The 17,839-nt window shown below is 32.5% G+C and carries 17 protein-coding genes; all 17 read right to left on the bottom strand.

The features are described 5' to 3' along the window. Positions 1-6 precede the first annotated feature (6 nt). Positions 7-444 (bottom strand): chemotaxis protein CheW, encoded by a 438-nt coding sequence (locus tag RSF37_RS06715; RefSeq protein ID WP_332563636.1) that lies wholly within the window; start codon positions 442-444, stop codon positions 7-9. A 76-nt stretch (positions 445-520) separates the two neighbouring features. Next, positions 521-1,159, bottom strand: coding sequence for an HAD-IB family hydrolase (locus RSF37_RS06710; RefSeq protein WP_332563635.1), 639 nt, complete (start codon positions 1,157-1,159; stop codon positions 521-523). 150 nt (positions 1,160-1,309) lie between these two features. Beyond that, complete coding sequence (locus RSF37_RS06705; protein WP_332563634.1) at positions 1,310-2,503, bottom strand: pyridoxal phosphate-dependent aminotransferase; 1,194 nt, start codon at positions 2,501-2,503, stop codon at positions 1,310-1,312. Then, positions 2,500-3,348, bottom strand: coding sequence for a PHP domain-containing protein (locus RSF37_RS06700; protein ID WP_332563633.1), 849 nt, complete (start codon positions 3,346-3,348; stop codon positions 2,500-2,502). Before RSF37_RS06700 ends, RSF37_RS06705 begins: the two co-directional genes overlap by 4 nt. Before the next feature lie 116 nt (positions 3,349-3,464). After that, positions 3,465-3,839: a DUF1292 domain-containing protein gene (locus RSF37_RS06695; protein WP_332563632.1), complete on the bottom strand. Its 375-nt coding sequence runs from the start codon at positions 3,837-3,839 to the stop codon at positions 3,465-3,467. A 137-nt stretch (positions 3,840-3,976) separates the two neighbouring features. Further along, a complete protein-coding gene (locus tag RSF37_RS06690) occupies positions 3,977-4,687 on the bottom strand; it encodes an MIP/aquaporin family protein (RefSeq protein WP_332563631.1) in 711 nt (236 codons plus the stop codon). A gap of 93 nt (positions 4,688-4,780) precedes the next feature. Further along, a complete protein-coding gene (gene dhaT, locus RSF37_RS06685) occupies positions 4,781-5,938 on the bottom strand; it encodes a 1,3-propanediol dehydrogenase (RefSeq protein WP_332563630.1) in 1,158 nt (385 codons plus the stop codon). A gap of 88 nt (positions 5,939-6,026) precedes the next feature. Next, on the bottom strand, positions 6,027-6,452 hold the full coding sequence (locus RSF37_RS06680; protein WP_332563629.1) for a GlcG/HbpS family heme-binding protein: 426 nt from the start codon (positions 6,450-6,452) through the stop codon (positions 6,027-6,029). 21 nt (positions 6,453-6,473) lie between these two features. Beyond that, the gene (locus RSF37_RS06675; RefSeq protein WP_332563628.1) at positions 6,474-6,992 is read right to left on the bottom strand and encodes a cob(I)yrinic acid a,c-diamide adenosyltransferase; all 519 of its coding nucleotides are present in this window, start codon (positions 6,990-6,992) and stop codon (positions 6,474-6,476) included. Between the two features lie 23 nt (positions 6,993-7,015). After that, positions 7,016-7,378: a glycerol dehydratase reactivase beta/small subunit family protein gene (locus tag RSF37_RS06670; RefSeq protein WP_332563627.1), complete on the bottom strand. Its 363-nt coding sequence runs from the start codon at positions 7,376-7,378 to the stop codon at positions 7,016-7,018. Between the two features lie 5 nt (positions 7,379-7,383). Beyond that, entirely contained in the window at positions 7,384-9,216 is a 1,833-nt protein-coding gene (locus RSF37_RS06665; RefSeq protein ID WP_332563626.1) for a diol dehydratase reactivase subunit alpha, read from the bottom strand. A 28-nt stretch (positions 9,217-9,244) separates the two neighbouring features. Beyond that, positions 9,245-9,667, bottom strand: coding sequence for a diol dehydratase small subunit (locus RSF37_RS06660; RefSeq protein WP_332563625.1), 423 nt, complete (start codon positions 9,665-9,667; stop codon positions 9,245-9,247). A gap of 23 nt (positions 9,668-9,690) precedes the next feature. Beyond that, on the bottom strand, positions 9,691-10,266 hold the full coding sequence (locus RSF37_RS06655; RefSeq protein WP_332563624.1) for a propanediol/glycerol family dehydratase medium subunit: 576 nt from the start codon (positions 10,264-10,266) through the stop codon (positions 9,691-9,693). A 16-nt stretch (positions 10,267-10,282) separates the two neighbouring features. Then, complete coding sequence (locus RSF37_RS06650; RefSeq protein WP_332563623.1) at positions 10,283-11,947, bottom strand: propanediol/glycerol family dehydratase large subunit; 1,665 nt, start codon at positions 11,945-11,947, stop codon at positions 10,283-10,285. A gap of 338 nt (positions 11,948-12,285) precedes the next feature. Continuing rightward, on the bottom strand, positions 12,286-13,029 hold the full coding sequence (locus RSF37_RS06645; protein WP_332563622.1) for a response regulator: 744 nt from the start codon (positions 13,027-13,029) through the stop codon (positions 12,286-12,288). Positions 13,030-13,050: 21 nt separating this feature from the next. Further along, on the bottom strand, positions 13,051-14,280 hold the full coding sequence (locus tag RSF37_RS06640; protein ID WP_332563621.1) for a sensor histidine kinase: 1,230 nt from the start codon (positions 14,278-14,280) through the stop codon (positions 13,051-13,053). Positions 14,281-14,513: 233 nt separating this feature from the next. Next, a partial coding sequence (gene nifJ / locus RSF37_RS06635) for a pyruvate:ferredoxin (flavodoxin) oxidoreductase (protein WP_332563620.1) occupies positions 14,514-17,839 on the bottom strand: 3,326 nt, incomplete at its 5' end.

Here is a 17,839-nt window from a genome sequence, read left to right as displayed (position 1 = left end):
TTCCCCTCAAAATATCATTTCTTCTTCCGTTAAAGTAAGAATTTTTCCAAGGTTTAGCAAAATAATTATTTCATTATTTAAGTTAATCAACCCTTTTATATATTCCCTCTTAATATTCATACTTTCAAATGGAATCTTTTCTAGTAACTTGCTTTCTATATCTTTAACTTCACAAACATTATCAACGACTACTGCAAACTTCTTTTCTTCTCTTCTAATAACAATTATTTTCTTACTTTCTATATTTTTTTCTTCAAATCCTAATTTTAAATTCAAATTAATTGAAGGAATAACTTCTCCTTCGTGGCTTATTACTCCTTCAACAAAATTTGGAACATCCGGTATAAATGTTGCACTTTCATACTTTATTATTCTTTCTACATCATTAATATCTGCTGCAAACACCTTATTACCTAATTTAAAGATCAACATCTTTAAATGCACTAAAATCCCTCCTTAACCCTTTTACTTTAAGCTCTACACTTTGGTCCCACACCACCTATAAGCTAACTTTAATTATTTATTTCCATTTAAGAATTTCTATATCATTTTCCTTCTTAAAGTTTATTAAATATGGATGACCTACTAAGTCTAATAAAGGTTTATCAGATAAAGAATCTGAGAACATATATGATTCTTTAAAATCAACTTCTATATTTTCTTCCTTTAAAACTTCTTTTAATCTTTTAACTTTTTCTTCACCCTTGCAGTTAATTCCATCCATTTCTCTTAGGAATTTACCACCTTTAAATTTGAACTTAGTTCCGATTATTTTATCAACTTCTTTAATATCATAAAATTCATTTAGATAAAATTCTGGTGATGCTGAAATTAAATAAATTTTAAATCCTTGTGACTTTAAGTCTCTCATCATCTTTATAGCATCTTCATATAATATGTTCTTTAAAACATCATCATAAAATCCTTTAACTAATTTTGATAATTCTTCTTCTGACACACCGTCAATAAATTTAAGAAATGTTTCCTTAACCTTTTTTTCATCATATATACTAGCACCATACATAACACCTGCAAATACAGCTCTTGGCAAAAACTTAATATTCTTTTTGTTTTTAAGTATCATATATTTAAAAAACTGCATTAGTGTCTCTTTTTTTGTTATTGTAAAATCTACGTCAAATATTGCTAATTTTATCATAATTTCCTCCAAATATAATATACTTAGATATATTATATAATATATCCCTTATATTTTTCTATCCATATGTAAATAAAAAATACTTTTTTTCAAAATAATGACGTATATATAAAAAAGGAACGTAAAACGCTCCTTTTTATAATTAAATATTTATTTCATTTTACTTATAAAATTTTCAATTCTATCAATTCCAATTTCAATATTTTTTATAGATGTTGCATATGATAATCTTATATAATCATCAAGACCAAATCCTATTCCCGGTATTACAGCAACTTTCTCTATATCAAGCAACTCTTTTGAGAAGGATAATGAATCTTTAATTTCATTACCATTAACCTTCTCTCCATAAAACTTACTTACATTTACCATTATATAAAATGCACCTTTTGGAAGTATGTAACTAAGTCCATCAATTCCATTTAATCTATCTATCATATATTTTCTTCTATTGTCAAATTCCTTAACCATTTCATTAAGGCTATCTTCACTATTTTTAAGTGCTTCAATTGCAGCATATTGTGATATAGAACTTGTATTAGATGTCATATGGCTTTGTATACTTGTCATAAGCTTTATTATTCTACTACTTGCAGCTGCATAACCAATTCTCCATCCAGTCATTGCAGCAGATTTTGATAATCCATTAATAACTATTGAATTCTCATAAGCGTAATCTGTTAATGATGCTATACTTATATGTTTTTCACCATCATATATTAATTTTTCATATATTTCATCTGCTATTATCATAATGTTGTTACGTTCTGCAAACTTGGCTAATTCTAATAACTCTTCTTTATCGTATATTGTTCCTGTTGGATTATTTGGACTATTTATTATTATAGCTTTACTTTTGCTAGTAACTATATTTTCCAAATCCTCTATTGTATACTTATAGTTATTTTCTACTGTTCCTTCTACAAATACTGGAACACCGCCTGCAATTTTAACAAGTTCAGGATAGCTTACCCAGTAAGGAGTTGGTATTATAACCTCATCCCCTTCATTTAATATTGCCATAAATGCATCTGCTAAACATTGTTTAGCACCTGTACTTACTATTATTTGATCCAAACCATAGTTAAGTCCATTATCTTTTAAAAACTTCTTGCATATCTCTTCTTTTAATTCTTTAATGCCTGAAGTAGCAGTATACTTTGTCTTTCCTTCTCTCATAGCTCTATAAGCTGCCTCAATTATGTTAGACGGAGTATTAAAATCTGGTTCACCAGCACCAAAACTAACAACATCAACACCAGAATTTCTAAGTTCTTGTGCTTTTGCTGTAATTGCTAAAGTTATTGATGGTGATATATCTTCTGCTTTTTTAGATAATTTCATTTTTTTCGCCCCTTTTTATTTATTCCAATTTTTTTATTATATACTATTAATTCATTTACTAACTTTTCATCAATACCTTGTGATCCTATAAATATATCCCTATTGCCCTCATAGTGAAAATCACTTCCTCCTGTTATAAGGAGTTTGTATTTTTTACTTAAATTATAAAATAAATTAATTTGTTCTTTAGTGTGACTTGGATGATAAACTTCAAGACCTTTAAGCCCATAGCACTTAAGCTCTTTTATAATGCGCTCAACTTCCATACTCTTATATATTTTGCCTGGATGAGCAAGCACTGCTATTCCATTACAATCCTCTATTACTTTTAAAGCTTCTTTATAACTTAACTTTTCACCTTTTTCATAGGCCTTCTTACCTTTTATTAAGTATTTTGAGAAAGCTACTTTAAAGTTATCCTCATATCCTTTTTTAACTATTGCATTTGCAATATGAGCTCTACCTACAGAAGAGTTTCCACTAATAATATCTTCAAAACTTAAGTCTATTCCTTCATCCTTAAGCTTATTTATAATATTTTTCACCCTGTTAATTCTTGCTCTTTTAAGAATACTAACAGTATTTATTAATTTCTCATCTTCTATATTTATAAAGTATCCTAATATATGAATTTCAAATTCATTTATTTCAGTACTTAATTCTATGCCTGAAATAATATCTATATCACAATGGGTTTGTTTAGTTATATATTGTGAGTCTATTGAATCATGATCAGTTATAGAAATGTACTTAAGACCTTTTTGTCTAGCTTCCTCTAAGATTTGCTCTGGTGTTAAATTGCCATCAGAAAAGGTAGAATGTATATGTAAATCTGCACATTTCATATCCTAACACCTTCTTTACTTATAATGACTATACCATTTTTGTACTTTTTTGTAAAATAATAAAACTTCTTTGTATTCACAAAAGAGAGTGGATAAACCACTCTCTTATTAAGATCTTATTCTTCTACTAATGTTTCATTGTAGTAAGTAGCAACTCTTTCGAATTCTGCTTCTTCTGGAACTACTAATTCTTCGTTTTCTTCTGATGCTCTGAAAAGATAAACTGATTCATCTTCCATGTTCTTAGCTAATACATATTCATTTCCTTCAAACTCAAAAGCGTCTATAATTGGGCATGAAACTGTATTTCCATCATTATCTACTAAATCTACTACGAAGTGATCGTGATGATCTTCTCCGCATCCACATTCATTGTCATGTCCATGATCGTGTCCACAACCACACTCGTGATTATCTTCGTGGTTTCCACATCCACATTCATGATTATCTTCGTGGTTTCCACAACCACATTTATTTAATTCTTTATCCATTCTTTCTTCCTCCTTAAAGTTAAATTGCTTAACAATATATCCTAATTGTACCCTTAATTGATGAAAATTAAAAGCAAATTTTAAAACTTTTCTATTAAAAAAATAAAAGTGGCTAAAAAGCCACTTTTATAAGTAAATTAAAAGATCATTCCGTATACTAAAGCTCCACAAATTCCACCAACAATCGGTGCAACTACTGGTATCCAAGCATATTTCCAATCTGAACTTCCTTTTCCTGGTACAGGAAGGATTGCATGTGCAAGTCTTGGTCCAAAATCTCTTATTGGGTTGATTGCATATCCTGTTGGTCCACCAAGACATAGTCCGATAGCCCAAATTAATATTGCTATTGCAAGTGGTTGAACTCCATCTGCAAAAGGATGTGCTGTAATTCCAATTATTCCAAATACTAATACAAATGTTCCTATAAATTCAGTTACAAAGTTCCATTTGTTATCTCTAATTTCTGGTGCTGTACAGAATACTCCAAGCTTAGTTGCTTTATCTTCTGTAGCTTCAAAATGCTTGTAGTATGATAGAAGTACTAATGTAGCTCCTAAAACTGCTCCTATAAGTTGTGCAAGTAAATACATTGGCACTTGATCCCATGGAAATTTACCAGTTACTGCAAATGCTAAAGTAACTGCTGGATTAAAGTGTGCTCCACTTACGCTTCCAAATATGTATGCTGGTACTCCAACTGCAAATGCCCAACCAGATGCAATAACCATCCATCCGCTTTGGAATCCTTTTGATTTCTTAAGTACTACGTTGGCAACAACTCCATCACCTAATAATACTAGAAGGGCTGTTCCTATAAGTTCTGCCATAAAAGTTGATACGTTCATTTATAAGTCCTCCTTAGTTATGTATAATATTTTTTATTAAAATAGCCCCTTTAGTAATAAAGCTAAAGGGGCCATTATGTTTAATATTTCAAACTAGAATGCAGCTTTAAATATGTTAACTATGTCTTTTTCATTTCCTTTTCTTGGGTTTGAGAAAGCATTTCCATCTTTTAATGCCATTTCTGCCATGTATTCGAAATCTTCTTCTTTTATTCCCATATCTTTAAGTTTTGCTGGAATTCCAACATCACCTGATAATCTAAACATTGCATCGATAGCTTTTTGAGCAGCATCCATAACTGATAATCCTTCGATGTTTTCTCCCATGAATTCAGCTATATCAGCGAATTTTTGTGGGTTAGCAATTAAATTGTATTTTTCAACATGTGGAAGAAGCATAGCATTAGCTACTCCGTGTGGCATGTCGTATAATCCACCTAATTGGTGAGCCATAGCGTGAACATATCCTAAGTTAGCGTTGTTAAATGCCATACCAGCTAATAATGAACCGTATGCCATGTTTTCTCTAGCTTCTAAGTTTTCACCTAAAGCAACCGCCTGTCTTAAGTTGTTTGATATTAATTTGATTGCTTGTATTGCAGCAGCATCTGTTACAGGGTTAGCATCTTTTGATACGTATGCTTCTATAGCATGTGTTAAAGCATCCATTCCTGTTGCAGCTGTAAGTCCTGCTGGCTTTCCAACCATTAATAATGGATCATTTATTGAAACTTGTGGTAAGTTTCTCCAACTTACGATAACAAATTTAACTTTAGTTTTTGTGTTTGTTATAACACAGTGTCTTGTAACTTCACTTGCTGTTCCAGCAGTTGTGTTAACTGAAACGATTGGTGGTAATGCATTAGTTAATGTTTCTATTCCAGCATAGTCATAAAGATCTCCTTCATGAGTAGCTGCGATACCTATTCCTTTACCACAGTCATGTGAGCTTCCTCCACCAACTGTAACTATCATGTCACAATTTTCAGCTTTGAATATTTTTAATCCCTCTGCTACGTTTGTATCTTTTGGATTTGGTTCAACACCATCATAGTAAGCTACTTCTATTCCTGCTTCTTTAAGGTACTTTTCAGTTAATTCTACTGCTCCACCTTTTAAGCTTCTTAAAAATTTATCTGTAACTATTAGAGCTTTCTTTCCGCCTAATATTTTACATCTTTCACCAACTACTGATATTGAATTTGCGCCCATAAAGTTAACGCTTGGTACTAAATAATCGTACATTCTCATTTCATTTTCCTCCTAAAGTTGTTATATTCTATATTATTGATTAACATTCAAAATAATTTAATTTTGAATTAATATAAGCTTTTTAATATTATTTATTAAATGCATCTACTGCAGCTTGTGCTATAGCCATGTCTTCTTCAACAGTTCCACCGCTTACTCCAACAGCTCCAACAACAGCTCCATCAACTATGATTGGGAATCCCCCACCAAATGGTACTATTCTTTGGTTGTTTGTAAGTTGTAGTCCATAAAGACTTTGTCCTGGCTGTACTACTTCTGCAATTTCATGTGATCCTTGCTTAAGGCATACTGCTGTATAAGCCTTATTGATTGCTATATCAATACTTGTTATGAATGCATCTTCCATTCTATGCATAAGCATTAAATTAGCTCCTTTATCAACTGCTGCGAATATAACAGGTACATTCATTTCTGTAGCTTTAGCTTCTGCAGCTTTAGCCATTTCTTTAACTATTTCTAAATTTAATTCTTTAATTTCATTTAATTTTTTCATAGTGTATGACCCTCCAAAGTATTATTTTGTTTCCTCTAAATATCTTGCCATAGCAAATAGAGTATCTGATAAACGATTTGTATAAATTCTAACTTCTTCTCTTAAGTTCTGTTCTTTTGAAAGTGTTGCGATTCTTCTTTCCGCTCTTCTTACAACAGTTCTAGCTACATGAAGTGTTGCTGATTCCTCATTTTTACCTGGTATTACAAACTCAGTAAGAGGCCCTGCAATTTCCATATACTTATCAGTTAAAGCTTCAAGATTTTCTATATCTTCTTTACTTATTAAATCCTTTAAATAAGTCATTCCTTTATCATCACTTGCAAGTTCAGCACCTAAAGTGAATAATCTCTTTTGAATATGATTCAGCTCTGATCTAAGGCTATCTACACTAACCTTAGAATATGCTAATCCAATATAAGATATAGCTTCATCCATTGTTCCGTAAGCTTCAACCTTTAAGCTATCTTTATCTACTCTGCTTCCTCCAAAAAGTGAAGTTGTTCCTTTATCACCTGTTTTTGTATAAATCTTTGACATAATATATCACTGCTCCTTTAAATCTACTTAAAAGCTATACCTTTAACTAATCTTCCTGCATTTGCACCTAAATCTCTTAACACTTTTTCATCATCCTTTAAGCTTGCAGTAAAAAGTGGTGTTTCCTTTTTTAATTTATTATATGCAAGTGTTATTTTGCCATTTTTATCTATGCCTATTCCAACTGCTAGTTTGGATTTTATAGCTCCTAAGTGACTAAGTTCTTCAGAGCTATCAATATTTAAACTATTTACTTCATAAGGGATACCTTCTTCTTCCATACCCCATAATATTTCATCAAATAATGATGCATTATCTAAATCTTTTGAATAATTCACATATATACAAGGGACTTCATATTCATGCGCCTTCATTACCATTGCCATAATAATTACTCCATTCCATTAAAAGCTAATATAAGTCCAGTTGCTACGGCATTTCTAGGACCCTCTGTTCCTCTAATATTTCCACGACCAGCTACAACTCCGTATTGAGATAATGAGTCTGTAACTAATTGAGGTACTTCAAAATCTAGAGATGATCCTCCAACTAAAACAACGAATTCAATATCTCTTATGTTTCCAGTTGGTGAAACTATACTAAGTGCTCTTAGACAGTTTGTTACAAATACCTTTTCCTTAGCTCCTCTTCTTATACTTCTTATTTTTTCTATAGAAGTTTGACCATCAATAGGTACAAGCATTCCATCTTTTATTATTACAACCTTAGCAAATACTGATGGATCTAAAGGTTCTTTAAAGAATTCTACTGAACCATCTTCATGTCTAATATGGAATAAACTTTCAACTTTGGCTAAAGGATATTTTTTAATATCTTCAGCTAAGTTAAATGATTCTAATCCAAGTTCAGATTTGATAAGCATTGTTACCATATTACCTGCACCTGCTAAGTGAATTGAAGATATCTCACCTTGCTTATTTATTATAGAAGCATCAGTTGATCCAGCTCCCATATCAAGTATTGCAAGTGGAGTGCTAGTTCCTGGAGTTGTAAGTGCTCCACGAATTGCCATGTCGGCTTCAACACCACCAACTTCAACTGGTACATTTAGTTCTTTTTCAAGCTTATCTGCTATCATTTGCATTTGAAGTTTATCTGCTTTAACCATAGCTGCTATTCCGACTGCATTTTCTAGGGAAAATTCTTCTGCAAGCCCACCTTTTACTTTTTGAGGTATAAAAGTATCAACAGCTAATAAGTCTTGTATTTTTATATCAGTTATCTTTTGTTTAGTAAGGTTTGCCATTACCTGTCTTACTCTTTCAAGCATTCCACCAGCATTAGTTCCTGGCTCACCTTTAACGTCTTGGATTGGTACACATAATCTTACAGCATCCATTATCTTTAATGCTCCATGTTCTACATCTACACTTTCCTTACGCTTAAGCCCATCTATGTTGATCTTACCAGCAGGGATTTTCTTTTCTTTTACATCTCCCTTTGGAGTTTTAATAACTACAGCAGACCTATTTCCTATAAGTGCTCTTGATATAGGTACTATAAGCTTAGTTTCTTCTGATGTAAGATTAAATACTGTCGCAATACCATATGGATTTGCTAAGTTTTCAATTACTTCTCCTTGCGCTGCAACTTCAACTGCTGCTCTCATTCCTACAGGAACTTTATGCAGAAGCATTACTTCATCAACTATTGGAATTTTTTTATCTAATCTGTTATTAATTAAAACTCCATCATCTCTTTGTACTATGGCAGCTGTAATATTCATTCCTCTTCTTGTTGCAGCATTTAATCTTGCCGCAGCTTCTAGGAAATTAACCTTGCTTAATACAATTGGAATAAATTCATTTTCTTCTTCTAGACTATCTATATCTACACTATCTAGATCTTCTATATTTATTGTTTTTCCTATACCAATTCCTATACCACCTGGAGTTTGAGGATTATGTCCTATCATTGTTGATTCAGTTATTATAGTTTCTGTTATAGTTTCCATAGCAACATCACCAATAACTGGTGCTGCTTCATTTATTCTAACTAAATCTAAATCCTCTAAAGTCAAAGATACTTTCTTTAAAGATTGTTTAAGTGAACCAAAAACACCTTCTATATTATCTTCTGTACCCTTTATTCCAGTTGTTTCTACTATTCCACTTGAAAGAAATTCAGTCTTTCCATTTTCGACCTTTGATAATGCTACTTCCGTAGTAGCATTACCAATGTCAACACCTGCAATTATTTTCATTGTCTCCTCCTGCTTAAAGATGAGTAAATTACTCTTGTCTTAACTTACTTCTCTTTTCGTATACTTCTAAAGCTTCTCTTACGAATTCAGCGTTAACTTTTGCTTCGTATTTGTTTTCAAGTTCATCTGCGATTGCTAAAAGATCTTCTCTTGTTGAACGGAAAGGTCTTAAAGCATTGTATATTTCAAGTATTCTATCATCAGGAACCTTTATAAGCTCTGCTGCTCTTCTAAAGTTTCTTGCAATAGCATCTCTATTCATTCCTTCAGCTATTTCAGCTTGCATTTCTAATGTTTCAGGTGAAATTCTTACGTCTTCTGGTTTAACATCTCCATTTAAAACATTTTCTAAAGTTATATCTTGAAGATTCATTCCTGTTGGAGTTTTTATATCTCCTGGTCTCTTAGTTGCTAATGGATAGTCCTTAGGACTCATTTTTTGTTGTACCATAACCTTTATATGCCTCCTATAAATTAGAATTTAACATCTATTTCAATTGGTTTTGCACCTGTTATTACGTGCTTTGTTTCTTTTATATGGAATAGTGCTGCTATTGCCATAAACTTAGGTCTAGCCATTTGATCGTTCTTTGTAGGAACTGGTGTTGGTGACTCTCCCTTTGCATATTTAGCTGCATTTTTCCCTATTAATCTATATGTATCTAAAGTTAATAATGGAGCTTGAGGGAATAATTCTAAGTTATTTAAAGGAAGTAAATCCTTTTGGTGTATAACTGTAGTTCCCTTTGATTGTATTCCTATTCCTATTCCTGAACCACTTAGCTTTGCAGCATCATTTGATATAAATGATACGTCTGAAGTTCTTATTATTCTTACTATTCTTGCATGTAATCCTTCTTCTTCAATACCTGCAATTAGTTCTCTTAATACATCTTTGTGATCACATTCTGATAATGTTCTATGTTGGAATTTTTCAAAAGCTGGTGCTAATCCAATTACAACTTCATCTGATCTTGTTCCGACTTTAGCTTCTCCCACTTCTTCAAGTTTAAGCTCTGGCATAACATATTCGTTTGTTTTGTTTTCCATATCTTTCACCACTCTCTTATTCAATATCTTCTGGATTTATAACATTTGGGATATTTTTAATTTCTTCCCATCTTTCTTTGCTTATTCTGTATCCAGTTCCAGGTCCCATATAGTCATTTACATCATTTACTGCACTTATAACATCAAAGTCATTATCAAGTATAGCTGATGTTTGAAGATAATCACCTGTTACTCTTTGCTTAAGCATATTTAATATATTATTTGCAACATCATCAAATCCGTTTTGACTTAAAGCTTTAACTATATCTAAACCAGTTACTCTTCTCTTAAGCATTTCTTCTGCAGCTTTTAAATCTTCAACAACGTTTCTTTCAGGCATATCCTTACTTCCATGTGCATATGTTGCAGCTTCTACTTCTTCATCTGTTATTTTAGGGAATCCAAGTTCTCTAAATACACCTTGAATTGCTTTTGCAGCTTTATTTCTTATAGCTATTGTTTCTTCTTCTGATACCGGTCTTAATCCTCCGTCTACCATTAAGTCTCTTTGAAGTACATTGTAGTCATCAAAGTCTTCTGCATCGAAGTTTGAACCTGCAAACATGTTGTCATAGTTTGGAACTGCACTATATCCTGAGAATATGAAGTCTGTTCCTGGAAGCATTTGCATTAATGTTCTTGCAGTTCTTCTAATATCTGAATGTGAGAAAGTTTGGTCATTAGCTGACGCAACTTCAATATCAAGCATTGCAGCAATTAAGTTTTCTCCAAGTACTGCTCTTATTCCTGATGGAACTGCACCAGTCATACCTATACAACTAACCGCTCCATTTTGAAGTCCTTGAACTCCAGCACCTTTAGTTATGAATATACATCTTGACTCTAAGTAAAGCATTGACTTTCCTTCTGCATATCCCATTAAAGCTTCTGAACCTGTTCCTGATGTATATCTCATCTTAAGTCCTCTTGAAGCATAAGCTGATGCTAAGAATGCTTTTGACCATGGAGTATCATCTCCATCTGTAAATACTGATTCAGTTCCGTATACTGAAACTGTTTCTGCATAACTTGTAAGTCCTCTCATACCAAGATCAAGTTCTGTAGCTTCTTCAACTGAACATTGAGTTAACACTCCACCTCTACCAACTTGTGAACCTATAAGTATTGCAAGTGCATTAAATGGTGCATATCTTACTATACCAACTGTTGTTTCTTGTTCTGAGAAACCTCTTATACCAGCTTCAGCTGCATCTGCTGCTATTTGAACTGGATTATCTTTAAGGTTTGTAACGTGACATTGATTTGATGGAGTTTTTCTAGCTCTCATCTTTTGAAGTGCCATCATCATTTCAACAACATTCATATGTTCCATAACTTCAACTGCTTTTGCAGGAGTTATTGCTGTTGTTATTTTTACTATTTCATCTCTACTTACATGTATATCTACAAGTTTCTTTGCTATCTCTACAGAATCTAACTTCATAGCTTCTTCTGTATAATTAAGGTTTATTGCATAGTCTGCTATAAATCTATCAATCATATCAAAGTCTTTTCTGTTTTTTCCGTCTAGTTCTACAACTACACCATTTTCTAATTTTATAGATGATTTTGGGTCATTTGGACTTCCCATTGCTATTAAGCCCTCTTCTGGCCATTCACCAATTAAACCATCTTGGTTTACAGGACGTTTTGCTAAAGCCTCGAATCTTTTTGATTTCACTTTAAGTTTCCTCCCTTATATGTAAAATAAATTGTTTTGTTATTTTTTTATCGATGTATTCATTTTAATCTAAAAGCGAATAAATTCCATTATAAATTCTTGTCTTCTTCTTGAAGAATATTGTTTATTTTTTATCAATAAAATAGAACTATTTCTTTATGATTAAAATAAAATACAACTTTTTAGTCATTCTCATAGTTATTATGTCTAAAAAGTTATATTTTTAATTATTTGTTCACGTAATATATGAAGTTTTTTTATATTTAAATTAAAAATATAAAAAAAAAGCTATTTTCTTGACAATTTTCCGTAAACCAATGTCAAAAAAATAGCTTTTTTTATGAATTTATTTCTCTATACTTTTTAGGGGTAACTCCTAAAACCTTCTTAAATACTCTTATAAAATAACCACAATCATCAAATCCAAGGTCTATAGCAATGTTTAATATAGGTGTATCAGTACTCTTAAGCACCTCTTTTGCCTTTTCTATCTTTTTATCGTTAATATACGTCTTAAAATTAACTCCAACTTCCTTTTTAAAAAGTTTACTAAAGTAGCAAGGACTCAAATTGCATATAGCTGCTATACTATCTAAATTAATATTATCCTCAACATGGCCATCTATATAGCTTAGAGCATTTTCAATTGGTGATTTTATTTCTTCTGTATTATTTTTAGTTTGACTATTCTTTATCTTACTATTATCGTTAATTTTAAAACTAACAATCATATTATTAATATTCTTTATAAGATCTTTCGGTCTTACAGGTTTTAAAACATAATCATTTACACCTATTACTAATGCTCTTCTAACTAACTCAAAATCATCATGAGCTGTTATCATTATTATCATTTTTTCTTTGTTTCTTCCCTTTATTATCTCCGCAGCCTTGCATCCATCTAAACCAGGCATCTTAACATCCATAATAATTAAATCCGGTTCAAATTCTTTATCAAGTTCTACAGCCTCTCTACCATTACAGCCTTCAGCAACGACTTCTAAATCTTCTACATCTTTTAAAACAACCTTTAAAGCCTTTCTTTCTAATTCCTCATCATCTACAATCATTACTTTTAACATACACACGCTCCTAACTACTATTTATTTAAAAACTATCTTAACTAAAGTACCCTCACGAACTTTACTCTCTATTTCTATACTGTAATCTTCACCATAGTAGTGAGCCATTCTCTTGTTTACATTATTTATTCCTATCTTTTCCAAATCATTTCCATACTTGTATTCTAGTTCTTCTCTTATTTCATTTAATTTATTTTCCGTCATTCCAGTTCCATTATCTTTTATATATAGTACATTAGTATTTCCTTCTATCTTTGAGAAAATATTAACTACACCTCCATCTTCTTTACCTTCTAATCCATGAACTATTGAATTCTCGACAAAAGTTTGTATACTCATAAATGGAATTTTTTGATTTCTCATCTCATCACTTACATCAATATTATATTTTAATCTATCACCAAATCTAACTTCTTGGAGCATTAAATATGATTCTATGTATTTTATTTCTTCTTCTAATGGGACTATTTTGTCAGCCTGTTTAAGCGTATAACGTAGCATATTTGATAAGTTAAATATAACTTCTTGAGTTTTTGGTGCATCTTCAATTATTGCAAGAGAAGATATGCTATTTAAAACATTAAACAAAAAATGAGGGTTTATTTGTGATTGTAAAGCTTTTAATTTACAAGCTTCATATTCTTTTTCAAGCTCCGCTTTTTCTTTTTTAGCTTCAATAATTTTAATATTTTTATCATTCAACTCATTTTGAGCCATTTTAAGCACTGCTTCTTCAACTATGTAATTACTTATATGGAACATCATATCAGCTATTGATTTTATTTTATCAAATTTAAAAACCGGAAGTTCCTTATATGCTCTTAATAGATTTTCCTTTTCTTCCTTAGTACCTGAAAAAGTCATCTTACCATTAACAATCTCTTCCAAGTCTAAATCTTCTTCTTCTGTCAGAACTTGTCCTGCCATTACGGATCCTAAATATTGACCATTTACGATTATAGGGGTAGCAAAATCTATTAATCCTTTGTGACATCTATAAATATATGGTTTCTCAAGTCTTGCTGCTTCTAAACCACCTCTAGAATCACATTTTTCACAAAGCTCAGAGAATTTTTCATGTTTTCTCATAAGGCTGCAAAATTCACTACACTTGCTGTGTTTAGTTGCTGGTTTACCTTTAAAATCAACCGTTATTATAGAAATACCTGTAGCTTTTGCTATATCGTCTTGTATTTTTTGAAATACTTCTATATCAATTACATCGTTTAAATATAAAATTCTTCTTGGCATATTAGTCTCCTTAATTTAGTATTTTAATATTTTTATATAATATTTAATCTAATTATACTTTGTAACATTAGTATTTTTCAACTGATTTATTTAAATATGTTCTATGTAAAATAATTACATAGAACGTAAAGTGTCAGTTATATTGTTATTTTAATACTAGTTTGCTATTAAAATAAAAAAAACTCAAGTGAGATTACTCTCACTTGAGTTTTTAAATTAAAATACTATTTTAATTATTTTCCAGCTAATTTCTTGTAGCCTTCTAATCTTTCCATAGCATCTGATTGAGTCTTTTCAAATAAAGCTTCTGCAGCTTCTGGGAATGCCTTAGCAAGTGAAGCATATCTAACTTCTCCCATTAAGAATTCTCTGAAGTCAGCTGTTGGTTCTTTTGAATCAAGAACGAATGGATTCTTACCAGTTCCTTTAAGTTCTGGATTGAATCTGTACATTCCCCAGTATCCACAGTCAACAGCTCTCTTAGCTTCTAATTGAGTATTACCCATTCCAATTTTTAAACCATGGTTTATGCATGGAGCATAAGCGATGATTAATGATGGACCTGGATAAGCTTCAGCTTCAGCTATAGCTTTAAGTGTTTGGTTCTTGTCAGCTCCCATTGAAATTTGTGCAACATATACGTATCCGTAACTCATTGCTATCATTCCAAGGTCTTTCTTCTTAGTCTTCTTACCTGATGCAGCAAACTTAGCGATTGCAGCAGTTGGTGTTGATTTTGATGATTGACCACCAGTGTTTGAGTAAACTTCTGTATCAAATACAAATATGTTTACATCTTCTCCAGTTGCAAGTACGTGATCTACTCCACCGAATCCGATATCGTATGACCATCCGTCTCCACCGAAGATCCATTGTGATGGTTTTATTAAGAAGTCTTTTTCGTTTAAGATATCTTTTGCTAACTCGTTATCTAGTCCTTGTAGTGCAGCGATTACTCTATCTGCTCTGTCTCTAGTTCCGTCTCCAAGTTCAACATTTTCAACCCAAGCTTTAAGTGCTTCTTTAGCTTCTCCTTCTTCAAGTGAAACTATAGCTTCATTAGCTTTATCAACTAATCTTTCTCTTATAGCTCTTGCTCCTAAGAACATACCTAATCCGAATTCAGCATTGTCTTCGAATAATGAGTTAGCCCAAGCTGGACCATATCCCTTATGGTTTGTTGTGTATGGAGTTGAAGGTGCTGATCCTCCCCATATTGATGAACATCCAGTAGCGTTAGCTATCATCATTCTGTCACCATATAATTGAGTTATAAGCTTAGCGTATGGAGTTTCTCCACATCCAGCACAAGCTCCTGAGAACTCAAATAATGGTTGCTCGAATTGGCTACCCTTAACTGTTTTGTTGTTCATTGGGTTAGCTTTTACTGAAAGTTCGTGTGTTACGTAATCCCAGTTAGCTATTTCTGCTTCTTGAGTATGTGCAGGCTTCATAACTAAAGCTTTTCCTGGAGCTGGACATACTTGAGCACAGTTTCCACAACCAGTACAGTCAAGTGGATCTGTTGCCATTGTGTAGCTCATTGGAGTTTCAGTCTTTAATGCTCTTGCAGCAACTAACTTAATTCCTTCTGGAGCATTTTTAGCTTCTTCTTCTGTTAATAAGAATGGTCTAATTGTAGCATGTGGACATACATATGCACATTGGTTACATTGGATACATTTATCCTTATCCCATTCTGGTACGTTTATAGCTACTCCTCTCTTTTCGAAAGCAGCTGTACCTTGTTCGAAAGTACCATCTTCCATTCCGTTAAATGCTGATACAGGAAGGTCAAATCCTTCTTGTCTGTTCATTGGATCAACAATATTCTTAACGAATTCTGGTCTTGGTCTTCCTTCAGCTTTAACTTCGTCCTTTGCAGTCTTCCATTCAGCTGGTACTGATATTTCTACTATTGATTCGATTCCCTTATCGATAGCAGCGTTGTTCATATCAACAACCTTTTGACCTTTTTTACCGTATGATGTTACAACGGCATCTTTTAGGTATTTAACAGCATCTTCTACAGGGATAATGTTTGCTAACTTGAAGAAAGCAGATTGCATTATCATGTTGATTCTTCCGCCTAAACCTATTTCTTGAGCTATCTTAACAGCATTTAAAGTATAGAACTTAATGTTGTTTTCAGCTATATATTTCTTATATGAAGCTGGTAAATGAGCTTCTACTTCTTCTGGGCTCCATATTGTGTTTAATAAGAATGTTCCGTTTTTCTTTAATCCGTGTAAAACGTTGTACTTATAAACATATGATTGGTTATGACAAGCTACGAAATCAGCCATGTTTATTAAATATGGTGACTTGATTGCTTTCTTACCAAATCTTAAGTGAGATACTGTGATACCACCTGATTTTTTTGAATCGTAGTCAAAATATCCTTGAGCATACATGTCTGTATGGTCTCCGATGATTTTGATAGCACTCTTGTTAGCACCAACTGTACCATCTGATCCTAATCCCCAGAACTTACATGCTGTAGTTCCTTCTGGAGTAGCATCTATATTTTCATGAACTTCTAATGAAGTGTTAGTTACGTCATCAACGATAGCTATAGTGAATCCGTTCTTTGGTTCGTCTTTAGCTAAGTTTTCGTATACTGAAGCAATGTGACTTGGGTTTGGATCCTTTGATCCTAATCCGTATCTACCACCGATTATTACAGGAGCATTTTTTTCTCCGTAGAACGCACTCATAACGTCTAAGTATAATGGTTCTCCGTTTGATCCTGGTTCTTTAGTTTTGTCTAAAACAGCTATCTTCTTAACAGTAGCTGGTATAGCTTTCTTTAATCTTGCAACATCGAATGGTCTGTAAAGTCTAACTTTAACAACCCCAACTTTTTGTCCGTTTGCATTTAAGTAGTCGATAGTTTCTTCACATACATCTGTACATGATCCCATAGCAACGATAATTCTATCTGCATCAGCTGCACCATAGTAATCGAAACAGTGGTATTCTCTACCTGTTAACTTAGTCATTTCAGCCATATATCCTTCAACGATGTCTGGAACAGCGTCGTAGAACTTATTAACAGCTTCTCTTTCTTGGAAGTATATATCTGCATTTTGAGCAGTACCTCTAGTTACAGGATGATTTGGATTTAAAGCTCTGTTTCTGTAAGCTTGTAAAGCTTCCATGTCAACTAATGGCTTTAATTCTTCTTGATCTAAAACTTCGATTTTTTGTATTTCATGTGAAGTTCTGAATCCATCAAAGAAGTTACAGAATGGAATTCTTGACTTAATAGCTGATAAATGAGCTACAGCTGATAAATCCATTACTTCTTGAACTGATCCTTCAGCAAGCATAGCGAATCCTGTTTGTCTTGCAGCCATAACGTCTTGGTGATCTCCAAAGATGTTTAATGCTGAAGTAGCTAACGCTCTAGCTGATACGTGGAATACTCCTGGAAGTAATTCCCCTGAAATTTTGTACATATTAGGTATCATTAATAATAAACCTTGTGATGCTGTGTAAGTAGTTGTTAATGCACCAGCTTGTAATGATCCGTGAACAGCACCAGCTGCTCCACCTT

This window comes from Clostridium sp. (assembly GCF_036643715.1).
Lineage (GTDB): Bacteria > Bacillota > Clostridia > Clostridiales > Clostridiaceae > Clostridium.
Note: the sequence above shows the minus strand (reverse complement) of the source record. Positions and strands in the feature narration are given on the sequence as shown.